Source organism: Geotalea uraniireducens Rf4, from assembly GCF_000016745.1.
Lineage (GTDB): Bacteria > Desulfobacterota > Desulfuromonadia > Geobacterales > Geobacteraceae > Geotalea > Geotalea uraniireducens.
This window is the reverse complement of record NC_009483.1, coordinates 3,065,898-3,081,776: the sequence shown is the minus strand read 5'-3', so window position 1 is coordinate 3,081,776 and position 15,879 is coordinate 3,065,898. Positions and strand designations below refer to the sequence as shown.

Annotated in this window: 17 protein-coding genes; all 17 read left to right on the top strand. The window is 58.7% G+C overall.

The window, feature by feature from the left end; genetic code table 11:
- The first annotated feature begins 149 nt into the window (after positions 1-149).
- The 17 genes from pyk to GURA_RS13430 all read left to right on the top strand — a co-directional run bounded on the left by pyk (position 150) and on the right by GURA_RS13430 (position 15,793).
- Complete coding sequence (gene pyk / locus GURA_RS13510) at positions 150-1,571, top strand: pyruvate kinase (protein WP_011939507.1); 1,422 nt, start codon at positions 150-152, stop codon at positions 1,569-1,571.
- A 38-nt stretch (positions 1,572-1,609) separates the two neighbouring features.
- Positions 1,610-3,268 carry a phosphoglucomutase (alpha-D-glucose-1,6-bisphosphate-dependent) gene (gene pgm, locus GURA_RS13505; RefSeq protein WP_011939506.1) on the top strand — a complete coding sequence of 553 codons (1,659 nt, stop codon included), beginning with the start codon at positions 1,610-1,612 and terminating at the stop codon, positions 3,266-3,268.
- A gap of 128 nt (positions 3,269-3,396) precedes the next feature.
- Complete coding sequence (locus GURA_RS13500) at positions 3,397-5,310, top strand: NADH-quinone oxidoreductase subunit 5 family protein (protein ID WP_198134473.1); 1,914 nt, start codon at positions 3,397-3,399, stop codon at positions 5,308-5,310.
- Between the two features lie 386 nt (positions 5,311-5,696).
- The gene (locus GURA_RS13495; RefSeq protein ID WP_011939504.1) at positions 5,697-6,578 is read left to right on the top strand and encodes an NADH-quinone oxidoreductase subunit H; all 882 of its coding nucleotides are present in this window, start codon (positions 5,697-5,699) and stop codon (positions 6,576-6,578) included.
- Between the two features lie 18 nt (positions 6,579-6,596).
- Positions 6,597-7,040 (top strand): NADH-quinone oxidoreductase subunit B family protein, encoded by a 444-nt coding sequence (locus tag GURA_RS13490; RefSeq protein WP_011939503.1) that lies wholly within the window; start codon positions 6,597-6,599, stop codon positions 7,038-7,040.
- Positions 7,041-7,286: 246 nt separating this feature from the next.
- Positions 7,287-7,661, top strand: a complete 375-nt coding sequence (locus GURA_RS13485; RefSeq protein ID WP_011939502.1) for a 4Fe-4S binding protein — start codon at positions 7,287-7,289, stop codon at positions 7,659-7,661.
- Between the two features lie 89 nt (positions 7,662-7,750).
- Positions 7,751-9,622: an aldehyde ferredoxin oxidoreductase C-terminal domain-containing protein gene (locus GURA_RS13480; RefSeq protein WP_011939501.1), complete on the top strand. Its 1,872-nt coding sequence runs from the start codon at positions 7,751-7,753 to the stop codon at positions 9,620-9,622.
- 133 nt (positions 9,623-9,755) lie between these two features.
- The gene (gene ppk2, locus GURA_RS13475) at positions 9,756-10,580 is read left to right on the top strand and encodes a polyphosphate kinase 2 (RefSeq protein WP_011939500.1); all 825 of its coding nucleotides are present in this window, start codon (positions 9,756-9,758) and stop codon (positions 10,578-10,580) included.
- Between the two features lie 208 nt (positions 10,581-10,788).
- The gene (locus tag GURA_RS13470; RefSeq protein WP_011939499.1) at positions 10,789-11,478 is read left to right on the top strand and encodes a cytidylate kinase-like family protein; all 690 of its coding nucleotides are present in this window, start codon (positions 10,789-10,791) and stop codon (positions 11,476-11,478) included.
- Positions 11,479-11,507: 29 nt separating this feature from the next.
- Positions 11,508-11,723 carry a GSU3473 family protein gene (locus GURA_RS13465; RefSeq protein WP_041245456.1) on the top strand — a complete coding sequence of 72 codons (216 nt, stop codon included), beginning with the start codon at positions 11,508-11,510 and terminating at the stop codon, positions 11,721-11,723.
- Between the two features lie 24 nt (positions 11,724-11,747).
- Complete coding sequence (sixA, locus tag GURA_RS13460) at positions 11,748-12,251, top strand: phosphohistidine phosphatase SixA (RefSeq protein ID WP_011939498.1); 504 nt, start codon at positions 11,748-11,750, stop codon at positions 12,249-12,251.
- A 39-nt stretch (positions 12,252-12,290) separates the two neighbouring features.
- Positions 12,291-12,818, top strand: a complete 528-nt coding sequence (locus GURA_RS13455) for a helix-hairpin-helix domain-containing protein (RefSeq protein ID WP_011939497.1) — start codon at positions 12,291-12,293, stop codon at positions 12,816-12,818.
- Positions 12,815-13,498: a dTMP kinase gene (gene tmk, locus GURA_RS13450; protein ID WP_011939496.1), complete on the top strand. Its 684-nt coding sequence runs from the start codon at positions 12,815-12,817 to the stop codon at positions 13,496-13,498. Before GURA_RS13455 ends, tmk begins: the two co-directional genes overlap by 4 nt.
- Positions 13,499-13,550: 52 nt before the next feature.
- A complete protein-coding gene (locus GURA_RS13445) occupies positions 13,551-14,231 on the top strand; it encodes a dTMP kinase (RefSeq protein WP_011939495.1) in 681 nt (226 codons plus the stop codon).
- Position 14,232: 1 nt separating this feature from the next.
- The gene (locus GURA_RS13440; RefSeq protein ID WP_011939494.1) at positions 14,233-14,586 is read left to right on the top strand and encodes a hypothetical protein; all 354 of its coding nucleotides are present in this window, start codon (positions 14,233-14,235) and stop codon (positions 14,584-14,586) included.
- Positions 14,583-15,476: a CHAD domain-containing protein gene (locus GURA_RS13435; protein ID WP_011939493.1), complete on the top strand. Its 894-nt coding sequence runs from the start codon at positions 14,583-14,585 to the stop codon at positions 15,474-15,476. Before GURA_RS13440 ends, GURA_RS13435 begins: the two co-directional genes overlap by 4 nt.
- Positions 15,473-15,793 (top strand): Ppx/GppA phosphatase family protein, encoded by a 321-nt coding sequence (locus GURA_RS13430; RefSeq protein WP_011939492.1) that lies wholly within the window; start codon positions 15,473-15,475, stop codon positions 15,791-15,793. Before GURA_RS13435 ends, GURA_RS13430 begins: the two co-directional genes overlap by 4 nt.
- Positions 15,794-15,879 lie beyond the last annotated feature (86 nt).

Genomic DNA, 15,879 nt, shown 5'->3' with positions numbered 1-15,879 from the left:
AAAAACCTTTTTCACCACGAAGGCACGAAGAGCACGAAGAAAAACAATAACCTTTTAGATGGGTTACCTTCGTGTCCTACGTGACTTCATGGTGGATTCCGATTTGCCTCACGTAGGGTTATGAATACGGTAAAACAAGGAGAAACTCCGTGAACCTTGCCGACCACAAGACCAAGATCGTCTGCACCATCGGCCCGGCCTCCGAATCTCGGGAGGTTATGGAACGGATGGCACGGGGGGGGATGAACGTCGCCCGCTTGAACTTTTCCCATGGCGACTTCGCCGCCCACAAGCGGGTGATCGATAATCTCCGGGCCGTGTCCATGTCCACAGGTTGCCGGATAGCGATCATGGCCGACCTCTCCGGACCCAAGATGCGCATCGGCAAGCTGAAAGAAGAGCCGATCGAACTGAACCCGGGTGATCCCTTCGTGTTGACGACCGACGAGATCGACGGTGACAGGGGCAGGGTGTCGGTTTCCTTCAATCGGCTGCCCCAGGCGGTCAAGCCCGGTGATGCGCTCTTCCTCAATGATGGCATCATCCAGCTGGAGGTCGAGTCAGTCACCGGAAGCGACGTTGTCTGCCGGGTGGTCGTGGGCGGCGAGTTGCGCTCCCGCAAGGGACTCAATCTCCCCGGTATCAATCTCGGCATCAACGCCTTCACGGAGCGTGATCACGCGTGCCTGAAGTTCGCAGCACAAGAGGGAGTCGACGCGGTCAGCCAGTCCTTTGTCGAGTCCGGTGCCGACATCAGGGCTGTCCGTCAGGCTGCGGAAGCGCTCGACTACCACCCGTTCATCATCGCCAAGATCGAGCGGTCGAACGCCCTTGAACATATGGATGACATCTTGGATGCTGCGGACGGCATCATGATCGCCCGGGGCGACCTGGGCGTGGAGGTACCGATAGAAAGGATCGCCATTATCCAGAAGGATCTCATGCGCCAGGCCAACCGGTACGCCAAGCCGGTTATAACGGCAACGCAGATGCTCGAATCCATGACCGAGAACAGGCGGCCGACACGCGCCGAGGCCACCGATGTGGCAAACGCCATCCTCGACGGCACCGATTGCGTCATGCTCTCGGGAGAGTCGGCCATGGGCAAGTATCCCGTGGATGCCGTAGAGATGCTTGCCAGGATAGCGGCCACCGTCGAGCCCCACAAACAGCCGGTCACGGTCAAGGGACTCTTCGAGGGTATAGACCTCAAGGGGAGGCTGAAGCCCGGGCACCTCATTGCCATGGCGGTCGAGGCGAGCATTACGTACGCACCTCCCGCGGCGGTCTTCGTCCCGACCCACAGCGGATTAACCGCCCGGAGCCTGTCGCTCTTCAGAATGCCGGTCTGGACCGTGGCAGTGAGTTCACTTGAACAGACCTGCCAGAACCTCGCCTTTTCCTACGGGGTGTTTCCCGTGTTCGAGCCGGAGCATCCGGAGGACTGGGATTCTTTTGTGCGGAGCTGGCTTGCGAAGTATGGGGTGACCGGGGACATGGCAATCCTTACCGAAGGCCCCTCGACAAAGCATCCCGGGACGCACAACCGGATGGAGATCATCGCCCTGTAGGAACTACCGGGCAATACAGGCGGGAAGGGGAGAAGTTGATGGATGCGCATGAATTTGCCGGGAAGCCGGCGCCACGGTCGATGCTGGCGAACATTCCGAGGCTCATCTCGGCCTATTACATCCATGCGCCGGATGTCACCGACCCGGCGCAGCGGGTCGCCTTCGGCACCTCGGGCCACCGGGGGTCGTCGCTGAAAAGCAGCTTCAACGAGGCGCATATCCTTGCCGTCAGCCAGGCCATCTGCGAGTACCGGAAGGCGCAGCGGATCGAGGGGCCGCTCTTCCTCGGCATGGATTCGCATGCCCTGTCCGAACCGGCCTTTGCGAGTGCCATCGAGGTCTTTGCCGCGAACGACGTGGAGGTGTTCATCCAGGATGGTCTCGGGTATACGCCGACCCCGGTGATATCCCATGCCATCCTCACCTGGAATCGCGAGCGCGGGGAGAGGACGAACCGGGCCGACGGCGTGGTCGTCACCCCGTCCCACAACCCCCCTGAAGACGGCGGGTTCAAGTACAATCCGCCCCATGGCGGTCCGGCGGATACGGCAACCACGACGGTCATCGAAAAGAGGGCCAACGAACTGCTGGCCCAGGGGCTAAAGGATGTCAGGAGAATACCGTTCCCGAGGGCGATCGGGGCGGAGTGCATCCACCGTCATGACTACGTCTCACCCTATGTCAACGACCTCGGAAACGTCATCGACATGGAGCTCATAGCAGCTGCGGGGATCAGGATCGGCATAGACCCGCTCGGCGGGGCAGCGGTTGCATTCTGGGACCCCATCGCCGAGCGCTATGGCCTGAAACTGGACGTGGTCAATCGCATGGTCGATCCCACGTTTTCCTTCATGACCCTGGACAAGGACGGCAAGATCCGGATGGACTGCTCGTCCCCCTTTGCCATGGCAAGCCTCATCCAGATGAAGGACCGTTTCGACATCGCCTGCGGCAATGACACGGATGTCGACCGGCACGGCATAGTGACAAAAAGGGAAGGTCTCATGAACCCGAACCACTATCTCTCCGCCGCCGTCTGGTATCTCTTCCGGAACAGGGACGGGTGGAGCAGGGACGCCGCCATCGGCAAGACCCTCGTATCCACGTCCATGATCGACAGGGTCGGCGCAGCGCTCGGGAGAAGGGTAGTTGAGGTGCCCGTCGGATTCAAGTGGTTTGTGGACGGGCTTATCGACGGCTCCTTCGGATTCGGCGGCGAGGAGAGCGCCGGCGCTTCGTTTCTCAGAAGAAACGGCACGGTCTGGACGACCGACAAGGACGGCATCATCATGGATCTCCTCGCCTGCGAAATGACCGCCAGGACCGGCAGGGACCCCGCCGAACAGTACCATGAGCTCGAAAGCCGCTTCGGCAGTCCGGCGTACACCCGGATCGATGCCCCGGCGACAGCGGAGCAGAAGAAGGTCCTGAAGAAACTCTCTCCGGAGCTGGTGACGGCGCAGGAGCTGGCCGGAGAGCCGATCACGGCAAAACTGACCCGGGCGCCGGGGAATGACGCCGACATCGGGGGGCTTAAGGTACTGACGCAGAACGGGTGGTTTGCGGCGCGTCCGTCAGGCACGGAGGACATCTACAAGATTTATGCGGAGAGTTTTCTGGGGGAGGAACATCTACAGAGGATTCAGGAAGAGGCCGTGGCCATCGTCAACGCCGCGTTAGCTGAGGCTGGAGCCTGAGTAAGTTCCTTTGTGGCTACGATTTACCCTTGCCATGGGAAAGCCGATTTGGTGTGGTATAGTTAATAAAATAAATTTCAGATATCGATGAATGCCATTGGCGCCTCTCATTTTGGATGTTAACCACCATGGATGAGGTCGAGATGATGAACGCTTTGATTTTTCTGATCGTGTTCCCCCTGGCAGTTTCCTTCCTGGCGCTGGTGCCGCCGCTCAGCCTTGTCGCAAGAAAGGCTGTCGGCGCGTGCGTCAATATCACTCTCTGCGCCGTGCCGATCTATCTCCTCGTTACCAATCTTGACCGGGGGCCGGCGTATTTTCACCTGGAGAGCCCGCTCATCGACATCGGCATGCTCCTTGTCGAGCTCTTCGTTGCCGTCTTCATCGTGTATGTATCCGTCAGGGCGAAGAGATATCTCCCGGTCCTTCTGGTGGTCGTCCAGTCGATCATCATGGTGGTTTTCGAGTTCACCTCCGGACACGGGATGCAGGTCGAGCACAGCCTGTTCGTGGACAAGCTCTCCATCATCATGGCGCTCATTGTCGGCATCATCGGCAGCGCCATCTGCCTCTACGCCATCGGCTACCTCCCCGAATATCACGAGCACTACAAGGAAGTAAAAGACAGGCGCAGATACTTCGCGTTCCTCATGTACCTCTTTCTCTCCGCCATGTTCGGCATCGTCTTTTCCAACAACCTCATGTGGCTCTACTTCTTCTGGGAGATAACCACCGTCTGCTCGTTCCTGCTGATCGGCTATCGGGACGACGAGGCATCCCGTGAGAGCGCTTTCAGGGCGCTGAACATGAACCTGATCGGCGGGGTGGTGTTCGCCGTTGGCCTTGTCTGCCTCTACTCATCCTCAGGGATCATGGAACTGGACAAAATGCTTCGGCTCGACAAGGGGCTGGTGCTGCTCCCTGCCGTCTGCCTTGCCTTTGCCGGCCTGGTGAAGTCGGCGCAGTTCCCGTTTTCCTCCTGGCTGACCGGCGCCATGGTGGCGCCCACGCCGGTGTCGGCGCTGCTCCATTCGAGCACGATGGTCAAGGCCGGGGTCTACCTCATCCTGCGGGTCGCGCCGGTCATGGAGCACACCGCGGCGGCCAAGATGCTCACCCTCATCGGCGGGGTGAGCTTCCTCATCACGGCACTGATCGCCATTTCCCAGAGCAATGCCAAAAAAGTGCTCGCCTATTCCACCATCTCCAATCTGGGGCTCATCGTCGCCTGTGCGGGGGTGAACACCGATGCGGCGGTGTGGTCCGCGATCCTGCTGATCATCTTCCATGCGGTGGCGAAGTCGCTCCTCTTCCTTTGTGTGGGCATCATCGAATACAAGCTGGACAGCCGCGACATCGAGGACATGGACTACCTGATCATGCGCCTGCCCAAGCTCACTGCGGTCATGATGACCGGCATGGCCGGGATGTTTCTGGCGCCGTTCGGGATGATCATCAGCAAGTTCATTACCCTCAAGGCCTTTGTCGAGAGCAATCCGGCCATGGCGATCATCCTGGCCTACGGCAGCGCCGCCACGGTCTTCTTCTGGACCAAGTGGATGGGCAAGATCATCTCCATCAAGCATGGCGTAACCGAGGTTCTGGAGCACCGGGTGAGCCGCTGGGAATGGATCACCCTGGGCATCCTGGCCGTTGCCACGGTGGCAGTCTGCCTCGGCTTTCCGTTCATCTCCTTCCACGTCATCAACCCCTATCTCCTGGAAATGTTCGGGAAGACGCCCGTTGTCGATACCTTCAATGTCCTCATCGTGTTCATCATCATGGTGGGCCTGCTGATTATCCTTCCCCTCGGCCTCCTCTACTATGCCTTCATCAACAAGCACTACAAACGGGTCGGCACCTACCTTGGCGGTGGGAATATCGACAATGTGACCTTTGAAGGGGCCATGGCTTCGACGCAGACAATCGAGCTCAGGAACTACTACCTGACGAAGTACTTCGGGGAAGAACGGTGGTGCAATGTCGGGATTTTTGTTTCGTTGACGTTGCTCTTCATCATGTTCGGGGTGGCAGCCTTGTGAAGCGCATGTTACCTGCGCCTTGCAAAAACCGCTGTAACCGCAACCAGAAGTAGGTGCCCTTAGGCAAGACGCAAAGAACGCAAAGAAAGGAAAAAAACCAGCATCGTCCGGTTAGAAAATTGCACTTATCATTTGGGCATGAAATCACTGCCATGCACCCTCCCCCACCCCCTCCCATCGAAGGAGGGGCGCTTGTAATCCCCTCTCCCCTGGTGGAAGAGGGTTAGGGAGAGGGGGAGAAATGCAGATTGCAAGGACCTTGGAAAAAATCCTTTTTTAAGGTTTCTAAAACCAAAACGCCTTGGATTTTCCTGGCGTCCTTCGCGTCTTGAGCGACCGGAGGGAGCGGGCGGTTCAAAGGTTTCGACGTAGTGCAGGAGCCTCATATGAACGGCATCTACGAGTTGATAAGGTCCTGGAGCATCATCGAACGGATGCTGGCGTTCGTGCTGCTCGCACCGCTTGCGGGTGGGCTGCTGGCCGGGATCGATCGCAAGGTGAGTGCGCGCCTGCAGGGGCGCTACGGTCCGCCGGTGATGCAGCCGTTCTATGATGTCTTCAAACTGTTGCGCAAAGAACGGATCATCGTCAACAAATTCCAGGATTTTCCCATCGTGCTCTTTCTGCTCTTCACCATGTTTTCCGGGGCCCTCTTCTTCGCCGGGGCCGATCTCCTGCTGATCATCTTCAGCCTGGCCCTGGCAGGAACCTTCTTCGTACTGGGCGGTTACTGTGTCGCCTCCCCTTACAGTCACCTCGGGGCGGAGCGCGAAATCATCCAGATGGTCGCCTATGAGCCGATGGTCATCCTCATGGCGGTCGGTATGTACCAGGTTACTGGAAGCTTCAGGGTGGGGACGATTGCCCAGCATCACGCGCCGCTGATCCTTTTTCTGCCCGGGGTGTTTGCCGGCTTTCTGTTCATTCTTACCATCAAATTCAGAAAGTCGCCGTTCGACCTTTCCATGTCCCATCACGCTCACCAGGAAATCGTCAGCGGGATCACCACCGAATTCGTCGGGCCCGCGCTTGCCCTCATCGAGATCGCGCACTGGTATGAAACCGTGTTGCTGCTCGGCATGATCTACCTCTTCTTTGCCTTTACTCCCTGGCTGGCCCTCGTCATGGCCATGGCGACCTTTCTTTTCGAGATTTTCATCGACATGAACTATGCCCGCTTCAAGTGGCAGCTCACCTTCCTGAGTGCATGGCTGTTTACGGCCGTGGCCGGGGTGTCGAATATCATCGTTCTCAGCCTGATGCGATGAGAACGCGGAGAAAAAATTATGGGGTGGTTCAAACGTTCACCATGGGTGCTCCATTACAATGCGACCAGTTGCAACGGCTGCGACATCGAGCTGATCGCCAGCCTGACGCCCCTGTATGATCTGGAACGGTTCGGCATCATGAGCACCGGCAACCCGAAGCATGCCGACATCCTGGCGGTGACCGGATCGGTCAACGAGAAGAGCAGACAGGTTCTGCAGAATCTCTACGACCAGATGCCGAATCCGAAGGTCATCGTGGCGGTGGGGATCTGCGCCACGTCCGGCTGCGTGTTCCAGGACTGTTACAACGTGCTGGGCGGGGTCGACAAGGTGCTGCCGGTGGACGTGTATGTGCCGGGGTGCGCCGCCCGGCCGGAAGCGATCATCGACGGCGTGCTCAAGGCGTGCGACATCCTTGAAGAGAAATATGCGCAGCGGAAAAAGACCGGACGGTGGCCGTAAGGGCCGTGAAATATCCGAAGAGGTCGAACCCAAAATGCAATTTCTCGCGCAAAGCCGCAAAGGACGCAAAGAAATGCGAAATCTTATGTAGACACAAACCAAAACCATTAGTGTACGCGTCCCCACCTTCAGCAACATTCCGGCCATGATCAAGGTGCTGAAGGGATCGGAGGTCGCCGACGTGCCGAACATCATATTAACCCTGGACCCGTGCATCAGCTGCACGGAAGGTGAGGACACGCCACCATGAAAATTTTCACGATGACGAAAACGGTAACTAAAAACCTGGTCACAGGGCCGGCCACCCTCATGTATCCCCAACGGGAGCGGATTTTTACCGCCATCACCCGGGGGAGGATAGAGAACGCCATCGACAGGTGCATCTTCTGCGGCATGTGCGGCAGGCGCTGTCCGACCTACGCCATCACGGTCACCAAGGAGAGCAAGGCGTGGCAGATCGACCGGCTTAAGTGCTGCATCTGCAACCTGTGCGTCGAGGTCTGCCCGGTAAAGTGCCTCTCCACGGGCAACCATTATTCCCAGCCAGTTGTCGAAAGGCAGATGGGGATACAAAAGGAAAGCATCACAGTTTCTTCTCTGGAAGGCCAGGAAACAACATGAAACATCCTGAATTTCTTTGCGTTCTTTGCGGCTTTGCGCGAGAAACGCTTCTTTTTGGATAATAGAACAAGCCGAGGTGACGTATGAACATGTTCCAGAGAGTGCTATTGGTCGATCCGGCGACCGGATTTTACAAGACTCGAAAGTACGGCTTCGACCGTTATTTCGGGCCGGTGGACCTCGGTATCCATCTTGCCGCAGAGTACCGGAGCCTCAATTTCGGCGTCGGCATCTTCGCCGGCTCCATCTTCCCGGGCTCGAACCGGCTGGTGGTGACCGGCTTTTCCCCCTGCTGGCAGGGGTATTACATCAGCTCCATGGGGGGCGCGGGGCTTGTGTTCGACAACCTGGGGATCAACATGCTCAGCCTGGTGGGGAAGGCCCCCGTCCCGTCGGTCCTCTGCCTGAACCGCAACCACGGTGAAGAGATCGAGGTCGAGGTGGTCCCCGTTGACGTGGAGTCCATCTGGAAGGCGGGGCGCACGGGGGTTTACTCCCTGACGGACAAGGTCTACGAGATGTTCGGCTCCCGTTACGCGAACGATCCGCGCATCCTCGTCACCGGTCCGGCGGCCATGCATACCGACGTGGGAGGGATCATGTCGGTCCCCATCACCAAGGGAAAGATCAGCTTCGTCGACACCTGGGCCGGCCGCGGCGGCTTCGGCAGCGCGATGGTCCGGGAGCATGGCATCGTCGCAATCATCTACGGCGGCACGATGGTAAACGAGGACTTCCGCGACCACACGGTGGCCGACGAATGGTTCCGGAACAAGTACAACCTGCGCCTGATGCAAAAGGACATGGAGGCGACCAGCAAGTATCGTTACGACGAAAAGCTTCATACCGGCGGCACCTTCGGCGTCAACTACGCCACCATGGGGGGGAAGATCCTGGCCTTCAACTACCGCACCATTTTCTGGACGGAAGAGGAGCGCCAGGCCCTGCATCAAAACTTCGTGATCGATCACTACCTCAGGCAGTTCAACGAAGAGACCATCACACCCAAACAGCAGGCCACCTGCGGCGAACCCTGCGCCGCCGTCTGCAAGAAGATGAGCGGCATGTACAAGAAGGACTACGAACCATACCAGACCATGGGCCCCCTGTGCGGCATCTTCGACCAGCGGGCGGCGGAAAAACTCAACCACCACTGCGACGCCATGGGTTTTGACGCCATTTCCGGCGGGGGGGTGCTGGCATGGCTGATGGACCTTCTGGACGCGAAACTGTTGACCTGTGAAGAGCTCGGGGTCACGAGGCTGCCGCGCTGGGAGGTGGCGGGTTTCGATGTGGTAAGCGATTCCATGCACAATGCCGATCTCGGCTGCGAACTGATCGACGCGATCCTGGAGCGGCGCGGTATTCTCGATTTCGGAGAAGGGGTGCGCAAGTGGAGCCGGATCCATTCACGGGAGAAAGGTGTGTCGCTCCATGACCGCCTTGTATACATCGCCTTCAGCCGGCGGGGATGGATGGTCCCCAACCAGTACTGGGTCGCCGGCGCGCTGGCCCCGATGGCCATCATGGGGAAGTACTACATGATCTACAGCTACGACTTCATCCCGCCCCGGGTCCTGGGGAGAATGTGCGCGGATCGGATGAAGAAGGAACTCATTCTCGACAATCTCGGCACCTGCCGTTTTCACCGCGGGTGGGCGGAGGAGATGCTCCCCGAGGCCGTGGGCTCGCTGTACGGTTGCAAGGAGAGCTTCCTGCGTGCCATCGACGTGCTCGCGAGCCGCCTGCACAGCCGAAACAGCCCGATTTTCTGGGAATCGAAGAGTAACATCGACTATCTGCATACCTTCCTGAAACGGAAAAGGGACGTCGACCACGAGAAGGACCCCCGGCTGGGCGATTGGCTCGAAAAGTTCGACCGGGACAGAGTCGAGGCTGCCCGGGAGTTCTGGTACGAAACACTCAAAGGGATCGACGAAAATCTGCGGGAATTTTTCTGAGGTGGACGGTCCGGTTGCCGGGTCGGGATGAAGGGGAGGCCAGCAATGAACGTCGAGTGTCTTCCGGAAGATAAGTGGTGAATGATGAGAATAAGCAACCGTTTAGCATGACGCGGAGAAAGGAGCGGTAACCATGAAAGGTGCAAAAAAGGGAAAGGGTAAAGGGGAAAATGAGAAATCCGGTGAAAAGTTGAAAACCAAGGATTATGAACAGGAACTTGCGAAGCTTCACGTGGAGCTGGTCAAGCTCCAGGAGTGGGTCAAGTACAAGGGGCTCAAGGTCTGTGTGATCTTCGAAGGGCGCGACGGCGCAGGGAAGGGGGGGACGATCAAGGCGATCACCGAACGGATCAGCCCGCGGGTATTTCGCGTGGTGGCGCTCCCCGCCCCGACGGAGCGGGAGAAGACGCAGATGTATGCCCAGCGCTATTTGCCGCATCTGCCGGCGGCAGGCGAGGTGGTCATCTTTGACCGCAGCTGGTACAACCGGGCCGGGGTCGAGCGGGTCATGGGCTTCTGCACAGAGGAGCAGGCCAGGCGCTTCCTGGGAGTTGTGCCGCTCTTCGAGAAACTGATGGTCGAATCCGGCATCATCCTCCTCAAGTATTGGCTCGAGGTTAATCCTGATGAGCAGACCCGCCGGCTCGAAGCGCGTATCGACGACGGGCGCAAGATCTGGAAACTATCGCCCATGGACCTCCAGTCCTACAGCCGCTGGGACGACTATACCAAGGCGCGCGACGAAATGTTTGCATCGACCGACACGGCGTGGGCCCCGTGGTACGTGGCGAAATCGGACGACAAGAAACGCGCGAGGCTGAATCTCATTACCCACCTTCTCGGCAAGATTCCTTACGAGGAGGCGCCGCGCGAAAAGGTGAAACTGCCGAAACGGCAGAAAGACCAGAAGTACAAGTCGCCAGATTACCCGTTCAAGTTCATCCCGGAGGTTTTTTGATCTGTATCTGTGTGACAGCGAATATCACGCATATGGGAGGCGCACCATGTCGGTGAGCCACTGGCAGCGGTGATGAACAGGGGCATTGCCGACTTCTTCTCAAGATTGACAATGATAAAACCTGTGATTTAATTAAATTAAATTAATCAGGTGCGCCCGCCCTCGCTAACGGGAATTGGGGCGCGAATCCTGCCTGAAGGAGGTTAACATGCCAGTTACAGTGCTTACCCCATCGGTGGAACAGAGGCTGAGGGCGTACCACGAGCTCAGTAACCGCGCCAAGTCGCTGGTAGAGGGTGCTCCGCTGAAACCGACCATAACCATTTCCAGGGAGTTCGGTTGCGAGGCATACCCGATTGCGGAGGAGCTGAAAAAGTTAGTTGAACAGATGACCGGCGAAGAGTGGCTGATAGTGGACATTTCACTCCTCGATGCAGTGGCCAAAGAGCATAAAATCCCGGAAGAGGTCATGCTTTCCCTGGGGCACAAGCCTCGCTGGCTTGATGACATGTTTGCCACCCTCTCTCCGAAATGGAAGAGCGACGCTGACTACTACCGGCTCCTCTGTGAGCAGGTCGTGTCGCTTGCTACGGCCGGCAACGCCATTTTCGTAGGCCTGGGGGCGGCCATCATCACGAAGACCATGAAGAACTGTTTCCATATTCGGCTGTTTGCTGAACAGGGGTTCAAGGTGCACTCCGTAGCCCGGCGGATGAACATACCAATACAGGAAGCTGAAATCCTCGTCGTGGACCAGCAGAAAGAACGGGACAAGATAATCCGCAAACTCCTGGACGCAGCCGAGAGCGACCCGCTCCTCTACCACATGATTTTCAATAACGGCAAGGCCAGGAACGCGCGGATTGCCAGAACCATCGCCGACTTTGTCCTGAAATAGCCGGGCAAGATGGTCATGGAGGAATTAGCATGTTTATCGAACTAACGGTGATCTATACAGATGGCAAGAAAGATACCGTTAGCGCCTCCAAAATTGTCGAATTGATGAGGTCAAACAGGATTGCAGCCATCCAGTGCGCTGAGGGATGGTTAGAGATCAGACGAAATCAAATAGTGGGATTTACGACCGATTACAAAGGGCCGGAAAGAAGGAAGCCGGAACCTGAAATTAAGAGCATTGGTTAATAAAGGAGTGTCAGGAAAGGCGCCATGAAACTCTATATCGTACGTCACGCAGCGGCCATCGAGAGGAACGCTGAGGTTCCCGAAGAACAGCGCTATCTCACCCCTGAAGGCCGGGACTTAATCCGGAAGACTGCCCGGACGTTGCTGCAAAAAAAGGTAAACCCCGACCTCATCCTCACCAGTCCGCTCATAAGGGCGGTCCAGACTGCGGATATCCTGGCGGAAACCCTGTCCTATGACGGTTCCCTGCAAGTGACGGATGAGCTCGCGCCGGGGTTCGGCATGGTAGCGCTACGTAAAGTGCTAGACGCCTTTCCGACTGTTCAGGAATTGGTGCTCGTGGGCCATGAGCCTGACCTGAGTCAGGTCATCTCTTCACTACTCTCCCTTCCGGGAGGTTTCAATCTGAAGAAAGGCGTTGGTGTCAAGCTGGTTATCGACCCGGCGGCGCTCCAGGCGCCGGCCACCCTCAAATGGGCAGCGGTGGGGAAGAAGCTGCTGAAACCGGATGAGATTGTTATCGGATAGCGCAGATCGTGATTTTGAATCCCATGACGGAGAGCGTGCATGAAAAAGAAGTTGAGTGAGCTGCAGAAGCTCAGAGGGGTGGGGGAGGTCCTGTCCGGACGCCTGGTCGAGGCGGGCTACGACACGTTTGCCAAGGTGGCCGCAGCGGGCGAGGATGGGCTGAAAAAGATTCCGGGCATAAACCCGCGCCTGGTCACCTCGATCGTCGAGCAGGCAGGTCAACTGGTGGGCGAGGCGCAGACGACCAGAGCCCAGAAGGTGGAGAATCTGAAGCGAAGCGCGGCCATTCTGAAGGAGCAGGTCCAGGGTGTTGCTCTGCGGGTTCGGGACAGCTTTGCCCAGGAAGCCGTCGGCAAGACCGGCAGGAAAGTGGAAAAGGAGATCCTGAAGGTAATCAGTTCACTGGAGAAGGTGGAGGGGAAGCTGGACACCAGGGTGAAAAAGGCCGGTAAAGGGTTGGCCAAGGCCGAGAAACGACTTGCCGCCCTCGCCGATGCCGGGTTGGCGGATATCGGCCGGGGGCTCAAAAAGGCGCGAAAATCGCTGAAGAGGGTTCTCGCCCGATGAAAAGCGACATGTTCACGGAGCTTCCCGGCAAGCTGGTCGCTGTCGAAGGACTCGATGGCTCGGGTAAATCGACTCAGCTCTATCTCCTCAAACGCTGGCTGGAGTTGCGGGGACTCAAGGTTTTTTTCACCGAGTGGAACTCGTCGGTCATCGTCAAGAAAGCGACCAGCAAGGGGAAGAAGAGGCACCTCCTCACCCCCACCACCTTTAGCCTCATCCACGCAGCGGATTTTGCCGACCGGTATGAACGTCAGATACTGCCGCTGCTCAAGGCCGGCTACCTGGTCCTCTGCGACCGGTACTTTTACACCGCCTTCGCCCGGGACGCCGTCCGGGGATGCTCCTGCACCTGGCTGCGCAGCCTGTACGAGTTCGCCCGTCGCCCGGACCTGACCCTGTTCTTCGATACCCCCCTTCCCGTAGCCCTTTCGCGAATCCTTGCCGGCAGACCCCAGCTCAAGTACCACGAAGCCGGAATGGACCTGGGGCTTTCCGCTGATCCCCAGGAGAGTTTCCGGCTCTTTCAGGAGCGGATCTATCGCGAGTATCTTGCCATGCGGGATGATTGCAGCTTCGTGACCATTGACGGGTCGGCCACGGTCGAAGATCAGCAGAAGGTAGTACGCGATCTCGTCGCCGGCGCCTTCGACTTGCCGACCTATCGCTGGAAATCCTTGTGATAAGGATGAAGAATGATTTAAAGGCCTGTCAGCCTGAATTGCGAGGAATTGGATGAACTTTTACGGAGAAGGACTTCCCGGCGTCGACACCAGCCAGCTTGCCGGGAAGCTGATCGTCATCGAGGGGGCGGACGGCTCCGGCCGCTCGACCCAGATGGCGTTGCTCAAGGATTACCTGGAGGGGAGGGGACACGCCACGGTGGACGTGGGGTTGCGGCGCTCGACCCTGGTTTCGGAAGAATTACAGGAAGCCAAGCAGGGAAACGTCCTCGGCGAGATAACGCGGAGCCTCTTTTACGCCACCGACTTCGCCGACCAGCTGGAAAACCGGATTATCCCGGCGCTGAGGGCAGGGTTCATCGTGCTCGCCGACCGCTACATTTACACGCTCATGGCGAGGGATATCGTGCGGGGGGCGGATCGCGACTGGGTCCGGTCCCTTTACGGTCTCGCGCTGGTGCCGGACCTGGTGATCTATCTGCGGGTAAGCCCCTCGCAACTGGTGGAGCGGAATTTTCGCAAGAACGCCACGCTCGACTACTGGGAGGCCGGTATGGACCTGGGGCTTTCACGCGACATCTTCGACAGCTTCATACGCTATCAGCGGCTCATCCAGAAGGAGTTCACTTTGATGCAGCAGGAGTACGGCTTCAATGCAGTGAACGGCAACCGCTCGATCTGCTCCGTTGCCGGGGAAATCACGGCCCGGGTCGAAGGGCTTATGGGGATCTGACATGGGGGGGGAGCCCAGAAACAACAATCATGGCGGCAACGGAGCGGCACGCGAGGATTTGGTCCGCGAGCTGAAGCATCTCCGGGAGGTGGTGCGCGACGTGGGGGAAAGCTTCATCCTGCGCCGGGAAGGGGAGATCGAGACGATCCTCAGCCATCTTGCCGCCGTTCCTGTCGGGACCCTCAGGGGCGAGGCGCCCAATTGGCTTCGCGAGATCCACAGCCTCAAGGTGAAGCAGGCCAAGGGGCGGCTCAAGGACCTGAAGGAAATCGACGGTCTGATTGAAGAGCTTGCGGAGCAGGTCGTGAGTGCCCAGGACCGGCGCAAGGGGAAGGGGAGAGGGAAACGGGGATGAAGGCGCAGGTCGAGGGCGCGACGCCGCTCTGGATTGCGTGCCGGCTCCTCCTCTCCGAACGGGGTGACGACTTTTTTGCGCGCCGGGACAAGGCGCTTGCAACAGCCGATGCCGAGGACATCCACGACCTCCGGGTGGCATCCCGACGTTTGCGCGAAGGCCTTGCGCTCTTCGCCTCCTGTTATCCCCCTGCCGAAATTGCCCCTCTCGGCAAGAGTTTTCGCCGGGTAACGCGCGCGCTGGGCGCGATCCGCAACACCGACGAGGCGCTTCTTTTCTTCACGTCCCTGGCAGAAGAGTTCGGCGATCCCTACCGCGCGGAGCTCGCGCACGTGCAGGATTCTTTCCGGGTGGAGCGGAAAAAAGAGCTCAAGCGGCTGCGTGCGGCCCTGCGGGAATTCGCGCCGTGGGCGTTGCGGCGCGGGTATCTGCGGGTCGTGAGCGCGCCATCCCTTTTCGCATCCGGCATTTCGGTCGATCCTTTTGTTCCCCTGTCGGTCTTTGCCCGGCAAGCCATCGATGCCGGCCTCTCCGCGGTCATGGAACTGGTGCCTCAAGCGCGCCGGGCGGGGGAGATCGAAGCCCAGCACCGCCTGCGGATCGCCGTCAAGCACTTCCGTTACCGGGCCGAGATACTGGAGGGCCTCTTCGGCGCCGGTTTTCCGGAACTCTGTGACAGGCTCAAGGCGTATCAGGATGTCCTCGGACGGATGCATGACCTGGATGTCTTTGCCGGCATCGTCCGGGATGCCAAGCTGGCCGGCGGGACCGGGAAGACCGTCCTCAACGCCATTGCCACTCGCAGGGAAGGGCTTTTTGCCGAGTTCACCGGCATGCTGGACACCATGTCACCGGAGAAGATCGGGGAGCGGTTAAGGAGCGCGCTGTGAGAAACCGGAGATTGGCAGCCATCGACATCGGCACGAATTCCATCCGCTGCATCGTGGTGGAAGCGGACCTGCAGGGAAAGTTCCGGGTTCTGGACGATGAGAAGGCAACGGTGCGCCTTGGCGAAGGGCTCGCCCGGGATAACACCATTGCGGAAGCCGCCTGGCAGCGGGCCATGGAGGCGCTCGTCCGGATAAAGAAAATCGTCGACGGGTTCGGGGTGATCGGGGTTGAAACGGTCGCCACCAGTGCGGTACGGCGGGCTGTCAACGGGGACGCCTTCATCAGGGCCGTGGCGGATACCGTTGGCCCCGGCTGATCCGGAGCTGACAGTGGTCAGCCTGTTCTGAGCTTATTCAGCTTTCTGCGCCGGCGGCTCATACCACTTCTCCCGCGGCACGACCT